Source organism: Arthrobacter sp. P4_H3 (assembly GCF_056400885.1).
In genome coordinates this window covers 41,718-54,291 of record NZ_JBFUKK010000001.1, presented here as the reverse complement: position 1 = coordinate 54,291, position 12,574 = coordinate 41,718, and the positions used below count along the sequence as shown (strand labels likewise).

General features: G+C 65.5%; 11 protein-coding genes. 5 read left to right on the top strand and 6 right to left on the bottom strand.

Features of this window, described 5'->3' with window-relative positions:
- Positions 1-106: 106 nt before the first annotated feature.
- Entirely contained in the window at positions 107-2,500 is a 2,394-nt protein-coding gene (locus AC1DRE_RS00260; RefSeq protein WP_476982826.1) for an ATP-binding cassette domain-containing protein, read from the top strand.
- A 430-nt stretch (positions 2,501-2,930) separates the two neighbouring features.
- On the opposite strand, the gene map is transcribed toward AC1DRE_RS00260, so the two are convergent.
- Complete coding sequence (map, locus tag AC1DRE_RS00255; RefSeq protein WP_476982825.1) at positions 2,931-3,701, bottom strand: type I methionyl aminopeptidase; 771 nt, start codon at positions 3,699-3,701, stop codon at positions 2,931-2,933.
- Positions 3,702-3,752: 51 nt separating this feature from the next.
- Between map and AC1DRE_RS00250 the strand changes: the two genes are divergently transcribed.
- Positions 3,753-4,025: a helix-turn-helix domain-containing protein gene (locus AC1DRE_RS00250; protein WP_476982824.1), complete on the top strand. Its 273-nt coding sequence runs from the start codon at positions 3,753-3,755 to the stop codon at positions 4,023-4,025.
- On the opposite strand, the gene AC1DRE_RS00245 is transcribed toward AC1DRE_RS00250, so the two are convergent.
- From AC1DRE_RS00245 to AC1DRE_RS00225, 5 genes are all read right to left on the bottom strand, one after another.
- Complete coding sequence (locus AC1DRE_RS00245; protein WP_476982823.1) at positions 4,026-4,973, bottom strand: 5'-3' exonuclease; 948 nt, start codon at positions 4,971-4,973, stop codon at positions 4,026-4,028.
- A 58-nt stretch (positions 4,974-5,031) separates the two neighbouring features.
- Positions 5,032-5,511 carry a GNAT family N-acetyltransferase gene (locus AC1DRE_RS00240; RefSeq protein ID WP_476982822.1) on the bottom strand — a complete coding sequence of 160 codons (480 nt, stop codon included), beginning with the start codon at positions 5,509-5,511 and terminating at the stop codon, positions 5,032-5,034.
- Positions 5,512-5,598: 87 nt separating this feature from the next.
- Positions 5,599-7,725 (bottom strand): bifunctional polysaccharide deacetylase/glycosyltransferase family 2 protein, encoded by a 2,127-nt coding sequence (locus tag AC1DRE_RS00235; RefSeq protein WP_476982821.1) that lies wholly within the window; start codon positions 7,723-7,725, stop codon positions 5,599-5,601.
- A 38-nt stretch (positions 7,726-7,763) separates the two neighbouring features.
- On the bottom strand, positions 7,764-8,288 hold the full coding sequence (locus tag AC1DRE_RS00230) for a hypothetical protein (protein ID WP_476982820.1): 525 nt from the start codon (positions 8,286-8,288) through the stop codon (positions 7,764-7,766).
- Positions 8,289-8,345: 57 nt separating this feature from the next.
- Positions 8,346-9,509, bottom strand: a complete 1,164-nt coding sequence (locus AC1DRE_RS00225) for an acyltransferase family protein (RefSeq protein WP_476982819.1) — start codon at positions 9,507-9,509, stop codon at positions 8,346-8,348.
- A gap of 328 nt (positions 9,510-9,837) precedes the next feature.
- On the opposite strand from AC1DRE_RS00225, the gene bioB reads away from it, so the two are divergent.
- The 3 genes from bioB to AC1DRE_RS00210 are packed head-to-tail and all read left to right on the top strand — an operon-like array spanning position 9,838 to position 12,571.
- Positions 9,838-10,860 (top strand): biotin synthase BioB, encoded by a 1,023-nt coding sequence (bioB, locus tag AC1DRE_RS00220; protein ID WP_476982818.1) that lies wholly within the window; start codon positions 9,838-9,840, stop codon positions 10,858-10,860.
- Positions 10,857-11,195 (top strand): biotin synthase auxiliary protein BsaP, encoded by a 339-nt coding sequence (bsaP, locus tag AC1DRE_RS00215; protein ID WP_476982817.1) that lies wholly within the window; start codon positions 10,857-10,859, stop codon positions 11,193-11,195. The genes bioB and bsaP overlap by 4 nt, the downstream gene beginning before the upstream one ends.
- Positions 11,192-12,571, top strand: a complete 1,380-nt coding sequence (locus AC1DRE_RS00210; RefSeq protein ID WP_476982816.1) for an adenosylmethionine--8-amino-7-oxononanoate transaminase — start codon at positions 11,192-11,194, stop codon at positions 12,569-12,571. The genes bsaP and AC1DRE_RS00210 overlap by 4 nt, the downstream gene beginning before the upstream one ends.
- Positions 12,572-12,574 lie beyond the last annotated feature (3 nt).

The window sequence follows — 12,574 nt, the reverse complement described above, 5'->3', positions numbered from 1 at the left end:
GTTCATTCTCAGCGAGCTTTGCTGTTAAGACAATGCTGGTTAGATTGGGGCAGGCGACGCCGGCGCATGCCACGAAGGCGGCCCCCGAAGAACGGATGGAGACACGATGAGCATGGCCACCCAGGCGGACTCGCATTTGCACACGGAGCACGTCGCCGACAGCCACGACCTGATCCGCGTGCAGGGCGCCCGCGAGAACAACCTCAAGGACGTCAGCGTGGAGATCCCGAAGCGCCGGCTGACGGTATTCACCGGCGTCTCCGGCTCCGGCAAGAGCTCGCTGGTGTTCAGCACGATCGCCGCTGAGTCGCAGCGGATGATCAACGAGACTTACAGCGCCTTCGTGCAGGGCTTCATGCCGAACCTGGCCCGGCCCGACGTCGACTTCCTTGAGGGACTGACGACGGCGATCATTGTGGACCAGGAGCGGATGGGGGCCAATCCCCGGTCCACGGTGGGCACTGCGACGGACGCCAACGCCATGCTCCGGATCCTCTTCAGCCGGCTGGGCCAGCCGTACGTGGGGCCGCCCACGGCGTTCTCCTTCAACGTCCCGACGCGGAAGGCCAGCGGCGTAATGAGCACCGAGAAGGCGGGCGGCCGGGTGGAGAAGGCCGTTATCCAGAACGCTGTCTACCTGGGCGGAATGTGTGCGCGCTGCGAGGGCATGGGCTCGGTCTCCGACTTCGACCTCACCGCGCTTTACGACGACAGCAAGTCGCTGGGCGAGGGTGCCCTGACCGTTCCCGGTTACAGCATGGACGGCTGGTACGGCAGGCTGTTTGAGGGGATGGGCCTGCCGATGGACAAGCCGATTGCCACGTTCACCAAGAAGCAGCTCGAGACGATGCTGTACGCCGAGCCCACCAAGATCAAGGTCGAGGGCATCAACCTCACGTTCGAGGGCATCATCCCCAAGATCCAGAAGTCCATGCTGTCCAAGGACGTCGAGGCGATGCAGCCACACGTGCGGCGCTTCGTGGAGAGCGCCATCACTTTCCAGGCCTGCCCCGAGTGCGAGGGCACACGGCTCAGCCCCGAGGCCAGGTCGTCGAGGATCCAGGGCAAGAACATCGCCGAGCTGTGCGAGATGCAGATCAGCGACCTGGCCGAGTGGGTCCGCGAGTTCGACGAGCCGTCAGTCGCGCCGCTTCTCAGGGGCCTGCGCCACCTGTTGGATTCCTTCGCCGAAATCGGGCTGGGTTACCTTTCTCTGGACCGGCCGGCGGGCACATTGTCCGGGGGAGAGGCCCAGCGCACCAAGATGATCCGGCACCTCGGCTCGTCCCTCACGGACGTCACCTACGTCTTTGACGAGCCGACCATCGGCCTGCACCCGCATGACATCGAACGGATGAACCAGCTGCTGCTGCAGCTGCGCGACAAGGGCAACACCGTGCTCGTGGTCGAGCACAAGCCGGAGACCATCGCCATTGCCGACCACGTCGTTGACCTCGGCCCCGGGGCCGGCACCGAGGGCGGCAGAGTCTGCTTCGAGGGGAGTGTCGAGGGGCTGCGGGGGAGTGACACCATCACCGGCCGCCACCTCGACGACCGGGCCAGGGTCAAGGAATCCGTGCGTACCCCGTCCGGCACGCTTGAGGTGCGCGGTGCCTCGACGCACAACCTTAAGGACGTCGACGTCGACGTTCCGCTGGGCGTGCTTTGTGTGGTCACCGGCGTAGCGGGTTCGGGCAAGAGTTCCCTGATCCACGGTTCAGTGGCCGGCCGCGACGGTGTTGTGGTGGTCGACCAGGGTGCCATCAAGGGGTCCCGGCGCAGCAACCCGGCGACGTACACGGGCCTGCTGGAGCCGATCCGCAAAGCGTTCGCAAAGGCCAACGGGGTCAAGCCGGCGCTGTTCAGCTCCAACTCGGAAGGCGCCTGTCCCACCTGCAACGGCGCGGGCGTCATTTTCACTGAACTGGGTGTCATGGCCACCGTAGAGTCCACCTGCGAGGACTGCGAGGGCAGGAGGTTTCAGGCATCAGTCCTCGAATACCAGCTGGGCGGCCGCAACATCGCCGAGGTGCTGGCGATGTCGATGACCGAAGCGGAGGGATTTTTCAGCGAAGGTGAGGCCCGCACGCCGGCGGCCCACAAGATCCTCGACCGGCTCGTGGACGTCGGACTCGGCTACCTCACCCTAGGACAGCCGCTCACCACGCTGTCCGGCGGTGAGCGTCAGCGCGTTAAACTCGCCACCCAGATGGCCGAAAAGGGCGACGTCTACGTTCTCGATGAACCGACCACCGGCCTCCACCTTGCCGACGTCCAGAATCTGCTGGGCCTTCTCGACCGCCTCGTGGAGTCCGGAAAATCTGTCATCGTTATCGAGCACCACCAGGCAGTCATGGCACACGCCGACTGGATCATCGACCTCGGCCCGGGCGCCGGCCACGACGGCGGACGGATCGTGTTCGAGGGCACACCGGCGGACCTTGTGGCCGCACGCTCCACGCTGACCGGCGAGCACCTCGCGGCCTACGTCGGCGGATAGGCGTGGGGCAAATGGGGTGGATGGAGCCAAACCGGGCCGAGTTATGTCAACTAAGTTCGGGTGCGGGGCGCCCTAAGCCTTTCTGGCCTGAGGAGCCTCATAGGAAGTCGTTGATGCACCAAGTGGGGAATTTCCGATCCGGTCGTTGATCTCAGGGATGAGTCAGTGTCGCGAACACGGACGGGACGACGTCGTGGAAAACAGGGTTCATCTTGGCGTTTTCAGAGGGTTGGACAGACTTTCAAACGAGACCCTTTCCGGGTGTTCCAAGAACGCCGATAATCTACATTATGTAAAGTAGAAGTGATTCTGCTGCAGACTCTGCAGAACTTGACTCAGTGATACCGCTTCCCCGTGTGCGGGTACCCTGACGCTGAAGTCCGCGCTGCTACAGGGATCCAGGCATGCCGGGCAAGAGAATCAGCCCCCGTCAGGCCAGTTGAGTGAGAATAACGGGTCCGGATTCCGTGACGGCGATCGTGTGCTCGGAGTGCGCAGTACGACGGCCATTGGAGCTGCACAAGGTCCACCCGTCTGGAGCTGTAACGAGTTTGCTGGTGCCGTCCATGACCCAGGGTTCTATTGCCAAAAGCAGGCCGGGGCGAAGTACGTATCCGCGTCCAGCTGTGCCGATGTTTGGTATATGCGGGTCCTGATGCATGGTGCTTCCTACACCGTGCCCGCCAAATTCGGTGTTGACCTCAAAGCCGGCCGATTCGAGCACTGAGCCAATTGCATGGGAAATGCTTCCAAGACGCGCTCCGGACTGGGCGGCATGGATACCGGCCAGAAGCGCCTTCTCTGTGGTTTCAATCATGTGCCGGTCCACAGGTGCGAGGGACTCCCCCACGACGAAGCTGATGGCGGAATCAGTGACCCACCCGTTAACGCTTGCTGCGAAATCAAGGGTAAGCAGATCCCCTTCCGTCAGGACGTAGTCATAAGGGAGTCCGTGCAAAACGGCATCGTTAACGGACGTGCAGATGACTTTTCCGAAGGGGCCGCGCCCAAATGAAGGGGCGTAGTCGACGTAGCACGAGCGGGCACCAGCCATCCGGATCATCGAAGCTGCCCAATCATTTATTTCCAGGAGATTCGTCCCGGGTTCGATTCTCTCCCTCAAGTCCGACAGGGTCTTCGCCACGAATTGGCCGGAGACGCGTGCCGCGTCAACTTCTCGGGGCGTGAGTAGCTCAATCAATGGTTCCTCCAGGTAGTACCGTTATTATTATAACGGTACTACTCTGGGAAGATGGTTAGAGTCCCGCTAAGCCCCGAAGACATCCGAGCAGGGCAGCTCCTCGGAGAGATGCTCCGTAATGCCCGGGGGGAACGGACGCTGGTCCAGGTAGCTCTTGGTGCAGGTATATCCCCTGAGACACTCCGGAAGATCGAGACGGGCCGGATCGCAACACCGTCTTTCATGATCGTGGCTGCCCTCGCCGACGAACTGGCCCTCTCTCTGGATGCCATCCACGGAACGCTCCGAAGGCCATCAGGTGAGACGCTCGATGTAGCTTCCTGATCACGACGATGGATCCCGATGGTCAAGGGCGTCGAGAAGTCGCCTGACCGAACCTCCGAGGTTCCATTCCGTGGCCAGGCGCTCAAGGTCGGCCCGCGGCTGGCCGACAACAGGATGCAGCCGCGCGCCCGCCTCGTCGAGCGACGGCAGCTCGAGGTCGCGTACGACCCTCACAACCCTGGGCGCGACCGCGAGGTAGTCCGCAGCTGCGTCCAGCTTCGACTGCACGGAGGCGGACACCCCTCCATCGGCATCCGCTGCCGCGGCGAGCAGCCCGTCAAGTGTGCCGTGCTCGCCGAGCAGCGATGCGGCGGTTTTCTCGCCGATTCCGGCGACGCCCGGCAACCCGTCGGACGCATCGCCGCGGAGGGTCGCGTAATCGGCATACTGTTCAGGCAGCACGCGGTACTTGCCGACGACGACGGCGTCGGTCAAGACTTCGAGGTTCCTCATCCCGCGTGCGGTGTAGATCACGCGCACCTGACGGTCGTCGCTGACGAGCTGGAAGAGATCACGGTCGCCGGTTACCACGTCCACCGGCAAGGCGGCGTTACTGGCGTAGGTGCCGACGACGTCGTCGGCCTCATATTCAGCAGCCCCGACCACGGCGATGCCGGCGAGCTCAAGTACGCGCCGGATCAGCGGAATCTGCGCCTCGAGCGCGTCCGGCACCACCTCGACGTCGGGACCGCCGGCCACCACCTCTGCAACCCGATGCGACTTATAGGTGGGGATGAGGTCGACACGCCACTGCGGCCGCCAGTCGTCGTCCCAGCACGCAACGAGATGCGTCGCTTCGAAGTCGGTTGTGAGCCGCGCAATCATGTCGAGCAGGCCGCGGACGGCGTTCACCGGTGTGCCGTCCGCGCGGCGGATCGTGTCCGGCACACCGTAGAAGGCGCGGAAGTACAGGGAGGCAGTGTCCAGCAGCATCAGGCGGTGGGGCATACCTGATCCTCACACGGAAACGCTCTGTTGAGAATCAGGGTGGTGTGCAGGCTGCGGTTCAGAGCTCCCGATAGTAATAAAGCATCGGCTCTGTGCCGTTGGGGTCGGTGTTGGTGAACCCCCGCGCCTCATAGAACCGGCGCGCGTCAGTGTCCTCGCCGTCGACGTTGATTTCGAGCACGGCGCCGCCGCGCCCCCGTACCAGCTCGCAGGAGGCAGCGAGCAGTGCGCTGCCCAGTCGACCGCCCCGCAGGCCCGGACGGACGTACAGTTCGTCCAGGATCGCGACCGGGCCCGGGTACCAGACATTGGAGCGGAAGCTCAGCACGGCAAGTCCGTCGCCCGGTTCGCCGACGAGCAGGACTACCACGTCCTCCCCCGCCAGCAGCTCGGCCACCCGCGACGTCACGTTGTCGATGCCCGGGCTGGGCGTCTCGAACTCGGTGTTGAAATCGTGGAGCATCCGGGCGACGGTTGCGGCGTCGGCCGCAGTCGCCCGGCGCGGCGGCTCGACGAAGGCCTGGTCATCAGCGGTCACGGCTTCATCATGCTCGCCGCACCGGCCGGCGTCCACCCCGGCCTGTCCGCCAGGGCCCTGGCTGTCAGTGGACAGGGACGGCTCTGGCTACACTTGACCCTCAGCGGTGGGCGGGACACGCAGGCTGCCGTACCTCTCCATTCGGTGCCAGCCAAGGTGCACACCCGCCAACGCGGTGACCACGGACTGGATGACCACGAGATACATCAGCTGCCGATAGACGAACTGCTGGAGTGGAAGGGTCCATAGCGGCCCGAGCCTTTCCTTGTCGAGCCGGAACGCGTAGGTGGCCATGAGCATCTGAACCACAAGGAAGACGAGCCAGAGTGCCGCGATCCTGACAGGATCGAGGAAGATCAGTCCGTAGACAGCAAAGACGTCGACTACAGGGGCGAACAGGGGAAGCAGCACCTGGAGGACCAGCAGGTAGCCGAGCCCCCGCCGGCCGAGTTTGCCGGCCGCTCCCCTCTGCACGACCGCGCCGCGGTGTTTCCACATTGCCTGCAACGTGCCGTAGCACCAGCGGTACCGCTGGCGCCACAAGGCGCCGAGGGTAGCGGGGGCCTCGGTCCAGGCCCGCGCGTCGTCCTGGTACACGACACGCCAGCCGTCGCGGCACAGTGACATGGTGAGATCCGTGTCTTCGGCGAGCGTATCGTCGCTGACTCCGCCGACCCGCAGGAGGGCGTCCCGGCGGAAGGCACCAATAGCCCCGGGGACGGTTGGCATGCACTCCGCGACGTCGAACAGCCTGCGGTCCAGATTGAAGCCGACGACGTACTCGATGTGCTGCCACGCGCCGAGGATTCCGCCGCGGTTGGCCACTTTGGTATTACCCGAAATTGCCCCCACGCGCGGGTCAGCAAAAGGCTGGATGAGGGCACGAACTGTGTCCGGCTCGAAAACGGTGTCGCCGTCGACCATCACCACAAGTTCGTGGCTGGCAGCATCAAGGCCGGCATTGAGGGCGGACGGCTTGCCTCCGTTCTCCTTCCGGATAACGGTGACGCCCGGCAGGCCAAGGGCTTCCACGATGCCCGCGGTCCCATCGGTTGAGCCGTCGTCGACCACGATGATCTCCACGGGATGGGTCGACGCGACGATGGACCGGACCGCGGCTTCGATGCCGACGGCCTCGTTGTAAGCGGGGACGATCACACTGACCGGCTCCGTGATCTCCGGCCTGACCGGCACGTTCATCCGTCGCCGGCCCCGGCTGACCGTCTGAAGACGCCGTGCAGCCCGACTGTGCCGGGCCGCGAACCCGACCACGAGGACAGCGCGGACAAACGTCACGATGCCTGCCGCAACCAGCCCCCACGATATGGCCGTGACGACGAAGTCGCTCAGCTGGATGCCCCGCACGAACGCCGTTCCGGTCGTCTGCTCGGGAGCGGAGGCCTCCCGCATGCTGTCAACACCGATGGCGTCACCGACGCTTGTCACGCGATAGCCCTGGCCGGCGAAACGTGACAACGCGGAATCGAGCGCGGCAACGGTCTGCTCCCTGTCGCCACCGCCATCGTGCATCAGGAGCACCTGCCCCTTCGGGCCGGATAGAGCGAGATTCCGCTCGATAGCCGTGGCGCCCGGCCGCCGCCAATCCTCGCTGTCGACGGTGCTCAGGACAGTAATGTAGCCCTCATCCGCCGACGTTCGCATGGCCGACCAGGTGCTGTCGTTGATCGCATCGTTCCCGGAGCTGTACGGCGGGCGCAGCAGCGAGGTCGCATGGCCGGTGATGCCGGCGATGGCTTCCTGGGCACCTTGGACTTCGAGATCGCGCCGCCACGACGGCGCGGTGCCGAGGTCTGTGTGGGTGAGCGTGTGAACACCAATCTCGTGACCATCGGCAATGATGCGGCGCAGAAGGTCGGGGTGGTCGATTGCCGCCGAGCCAACCACGAAGAACGTCGCACGAACGTGATATTTCCGCAGGACGTCGAGGATCTGCGGTGTCCAGACGGGGTCCGGTCCGTCGTCGAATGTCAGCGCGAGCGTATGGTCCGGCGGACTCACGGTGCGGACCGCCCCGCCACGGGAGTCGACCACCGGGCCGCCACCGGAGACGGCATCCGGCACGCTTGCCGCAGACGTGCTCGACGGCAATGAGTCATCGCCGATCCCGGCGAGATGGTGCATGTATCCCTGTACCGCGAGGGCGACACCCAACGCAAACAGGACTGCGATGAGGACGAACCAGTGAGACCTCACGCTGACGGGACCTGCGGACTTGACGGGGCGGCTCACAGTCACGGCTGCGGCGGCGCAGACGGACGCGTGGCCTGGCCCGGTGCCGTACCGCTCTTGCCCGGTGCCGTCGGCTCCGTGACCGGTGCAGCATCCTGCACAGGCTCGGAGGGGGGCGCCTTGTGAACTTCAGTACCAGTTTCCGTGCCACCGCTCGGTGGCGTCACCGGAACGGCTGCCGGCCCGGCTGCAGGGGCCGGGAAAGCGGCCTGCGCTGCGGGCCCGGCCGGCACAGCCTGTGCGGCCGGGGGCGCGGCGTCGCTGGACGAAGGTGCCGGAGGGGAAGGAGGAACGTCATGGGCCGCGGGAGCTGCGGCGGCAGGAGGCAGCGGCAGGTATGGCGCAGCCACATTGGGCCCGCCGATGAACGCCACCACCAGGAGGACGACGTATCCCGCCACGAGCCCGAGGGACCCGAGGCCGAGGAACTTCACCAGCCGCAGGCGCCGTCCTGATTCATCGACAAAGACCGGCCCGCGCGGCTGCGCGGGGCTCGACTGACCGGAGGTTTCATCAAAAGCTAGCATCGGGCATCAACCTTAGAGGATCCGCGATCCGCATCCCAAAAGTGTGACCGGGCCAAGTCAGGTCCGGGAGCCGGCCCTTGCGTCGTAGTACCTGTCGAAGCGGTCGCGCCCGATGCGTCCCAGCCTTTCGACGGTGTGCCAGCTGATAACGGCCATTAGCAGGGTCAGCAGGGTTGCGGTCACGGCGACGAGGGGCGGCAGGTCGGCCGTTGATCCGTCGTTGAGCCAGAGGATCACGATGTAGTTCCAGAGGTACGCCGCATAGGAAACCATGCCCAGGAGCTGCAGCGCCCGCGTCCACTTGGGCATGGCGCGTGTCCGGGAGGCGGCCAGTATTACGAGGACGGCGGCGGCAGCCATGGCCAGCGGGCCGCCGACGAAGAAGAAGGCCGGCGATTCGTTGGCCCTGGGGACGAACACCAACGCGGCCAGAACAAGGATCGAGCCCAACAGGGCCACCAGCCTGCGCCGGCGGCCGGAGAACCAGCTGAACATCCGGACCCTGTAGAGGCGCAGTGCCGAACCGATGATCAGCCCAAGCCCCCACGTCGTCGGAAGCGCGTAGACCAGGGAATGAAGGTTCGGAGCCAGGACAAGCATCGCCAGCACGCTGGCAGTCATCAGAGAGTAGACGACGGCGGCTGACCAGCCGATCAGCCGTCCCTGGCGGCTTTTCCGGAGGGCGATGACCAGCAGTACCGGCCAGATCAGGTAGAACTGTTCTTCCGCAGCCAGCGTCCAGAGCGGTCCGATGGCCATGCTGACGTCGAAGGGCAGCGGCAGGTCTTTGAGGTAGCCGAAACCGGCGAGGAGCGTGTAGCCGATGATTCCCTTGGAACGGTCCCCGAGCACGTCGGCCGTCAGTTCCACGATGGCGTAGACACCAAGGAAGGCGATAAGTGCCGGCAACAGGCGGAAAGCCCGGTGCGCGTAAAAGCGGCCGTAACGGACCTTGCGATGTTGTTCGACGTCCCTGATCAGCACGCCTGTGATCAGGTAACCGCTCAGCACGAAGAAGACAATGACACCCACGATGCCGGCACCCTGAAATACCCCGGGCCATGAATGTCCCATCAGAACGGCACCGACGGCAGCGCCGCGAAGGACATCGAGGCCGTCCAGCCTTCGCCGCACCGGAGCTTGTCCCGCGCCCTGTCCCGCGCCCTGTCCGGTGCTCTTCCCGGCGGCCGTCTCGACGGTTCCACCAACCAGCAACGTCATATGCCTCCGTGGCTATTTTGGCCGGTTTCAATGTCAGCCGAATCAGGGCAAGAACCGGCACTTGCCTGTTGACATGAATTTTGAGTCCGGGCCCCAGGCCACGCGACTTCTCCCAGTATTCCCTGCCTGGCTGGACGAATCCTGACCTTCGGCCGGTGGAGGGCTCTGAGGGGCGCACACAGGCGGCGCACACGGACGGCCCACAGGATGGTCCGTCTAAAGTCACGTTCCCCCCATTGTCGGGACCCGACAAAATCTTGCCTCCAACTGGGAACTAGCGTCGGTTCGGAGGAATATCCGCAACTTACGCAGCGCAAAGGACCCATCAATGACGATTCAGGCGAACCTCCCCACAACCTACGAGATCCTGGAAATCGCCCGCCGGCAGGTCCTCGAGGACGGCATCGGCCTGACCCAGGCGCAGCTCGAGGAAGTGCTCCGGCTCCCGGACGACGCACTGCCCGCAGCCCTCGAACTTGCCCACCAGGTCCGGCTGAAGCACTGCGGCGAGGACGTCGAAGTGGAAGGCATCATCTCCATCAAGACCGGCGGCTGCCCCGAGGACTGCCACTTCTGCAGCCAGTCCGGCCTGTTCGACTCCCCCGTCCGCGGCGTCTGGCTCGACATCCCCGAGCTCGTCAAGGCCGCCAAGGAAACCGCCGCCACAGGAGCCACCGAGTTCTGCATCGTCGCCGCCGTCCGCGGCCCCGACATCAAGCTCATGAACCAGATCAAGTTCGCCATCGACCGCATCAACGAAGCCGTGGACATCAACATCGCCTGCTCCCTGGGCATGCTCACCCAGCGCCAGGTGGACCAGCTCGCCGAATGGGGCGTGCACCGCTACAACCACAACCTCGAAACAGCCCGCAGCTACTTCCCCGACGTCGTCACCACCCACAGCTACGAAGAACGCCTGGAGACCTGCAACATGGTCAAGGCCGCCGGCATGGAACTGTGCTGCGGCGCCCTGATCGGGATGGGCGAATCGCTGGAGCAGCGCGCCGAACTCGCCGCGCAGCTTGCAGCCCTCGAACCCCACGAGGTCCCGCTGAACTTCCTCAACCCCCGCCCCGGCACCCCGCTGGAAAACCAAGGCATCATGGACGGCAAGGACGCCCTCCGCGCGATCGCCGCGTTCCGCCTGGCCATGCCCCGCACCGTGCTGCGCTACGCCTGCGGCCGGGAACTGACCCTGGGCGACCTCGGCACCCGCGAAGGCCTCATGGGCGGCATCAACGCCGTCATCGTCGGCAACTACCTCACCACCCTGGGCCGGCCGGCCACCGCCGACCTTAACCTGCTCGTCGAGCTGAACATGCCCATCAAGGAACTCCAGAAAACGCTATGATCCCCAACCGCTCCCTAACCTCGCAAGTCCCCGCCGGCTCCCAGCCTTCGCAAGCTCAGGCTGGGTCCCTCGCCGGTGTGGGCCCACTGCCAGGGAACCCGGCGGTCGTGGCCCCAGTTTCGACGGGCGCAACCACCGCTGAGTTTTGCGGGCACTGCGGTGAACCCTTCGACGGCGGCGTCAGCCCGACGTCGGACGTTCACCGCCGCTGCGGCGAACGCCTCGCGATGGAGCCGCCGCGGTACTGCGCCGCCTGCCGGCGGCGCATGAAAGTCCAGGTCACACCAACAGGTTGGTCAGCGGAATGCTCCCGCCACGGGGTGCTTGCACCATGAGGCAGGATTCGGAACTGCCGGGCCTGATCCAGCGCGACCGCGCGCGGTTGTGGCACCCGTACGCACCGGCGTCTCCGAACCTCCCGCTCTGGGAGGTCGAGGCGGCCGACGGCGTCCGGCTGCAGCTTCGGGGCGAGGACGGCGCACGGCACGAGGTGATTGATGCGATGTCCTCGTGGTGGTCGGTGATCCACGGCTACCGCCACCCGGTGCTGGACGCCGCCGCGCAGCGGCAGCTGGAGAGTTTCAGCCATGTGATGTTCGGGGGGCTTACTCATGCTCCGGCGGTGGAATTGGCTGAGCGGCTGGTGGGCATGGCCCCTTCCGCGCCGGGGCGGCCGGGTTTGGAGCGTGTGTTCCTGGCGGACTCGGGCTCGGTAGCCGTGGAGGTTGCGCTGAAGCTGGCGGTGCAGTTCCAGACCGCGTCAGGCAGGCCAACCAGGCAGCGGTTCCTGAGCCTCCGTGGCGGATACCACGGCGACACTTTCGCAGCGATGGGGGTCTGCGATCCTGTGGACGGCATGCACTCCGCGTTCCCGGGTCTGCTGGCCGGCAATGTCTTCGCTCCGCGTCCCCCGGCCGCTGCTTCCGCGACCCCGGAAGCCGTGCAGGCGTGGGCGTCCGACCTCGCTGACATCGCGGCTGTGCATTCCGGGGAGCTGGCAGCGATTATCGTCGAACCGGTCCTGCAGGGTGCCGGGGGGATGCACGCCTACCCGGCCGCATGCCTGACAGTACTGCGGGAGGTAGCGGACCGGCACGGGCTGCTCCTCATCTTCGATGAGATCGCCACCGGCTTCGGGCGTACCGGGGAGCTGTTCGCCGCGGATCACGCCGGCGTTGTGCCGGACATCATGTGCGTCGGCAAAGCCCTGACCGGCGGGTACCTGACGCTGGCCGCCACGCTCTGCACCGGGGAGATTGCGTCGATTGTTTCCAACGGCGGGGCAGGTGCGCTGCTGCACGGTCCTACCTTTATGGGGAACCCGCTGGCGTGTGCGGTGGCCAACGCCAGCCTCGGCATCATCGGCGACGGTGGCTGGCGGGCCGACGTCGCGCGGATCGGCGCCGGCCTCGAATCGGGGCTATCCCCCGCCCTGGAGCTTGAGGCTGTCAGGGAAGTCCGCACCATCGGGGCCGTGGGAGTTATCGAGTTGCACGACACCGTGGACGTCACTGCTGTCACCGCCGCAGCCATCCGGCACGGGGTCTGGGTCCGGCCGTTCCGGAACCTCGTCTACACCATGCCCCCGTACGTCAGCACTGCAGCGGACATTGAGCAGATCACCGCAGGCATGACGGCGGCCGTCGCCGAAGTCCATGAGCCCGTCCCGGCTCGGAAGGGCGTCCCAACAAGAGTGGGAGGAACGGCATGAGCA

Coding starts and splice junctions, on each gene's coding strand:
- AC1DRE_RS00260 (WP_476982826.1), top strand. CDS start 107: ATGAGCATGGCCACCCAGGCGGACTCGCATTTGCACACGGAGCACGTC.
- AC1DRE_RS00250 (WP_476982824.1), top strand. CDS start 3,753: ATGGTTAGAGTCCCGCTAAGCCCCGAAGACATCCGAGCAGGGCAGCTC.
- AC1DRE_RS00245 (WP_476982823.1), bottom strand. CDS start 4,973: ATGCCCCACCGCCTGATGCTGCTGGACACTGCCTCCCTGTACTTCCGC.
- AC1DRE_RS00230 (WP_476982820.1), bottom strand. CDS start 8,288: ATGCTAGCTTTTGATGAAACCTCCGGTCAGTCGAGCCCCGCGCAGCCG.
- AC1DRE_RS00225 (WP_476982819.1), bottom strand. CDS start 9,509: ATGACGTTGCTGGTTGGTGGAACCGTCGAGACGGCCGCCGGGAAGAGC.
- bioB (WP_476982818.1), top strand. CDS start 9,838: ATGACGATTCAGGCGAACCTCCCCACAACCTACGAGATCCTGGAAATC.
- bsaP (WP_476982817.1), top strand. CDS start 10,857: ATGATCCCCAACCGCTCCCTAACCTCGCAAGTCCCCGCCGGCTCCCAG.
- AC1DRE_RS00210 (WP_476982816.1), top strand. CDS start 11,192: ATGAGGCAGGATTCGGAACTGCCGGGCCTGATCCAGCGCGACCGCGCG.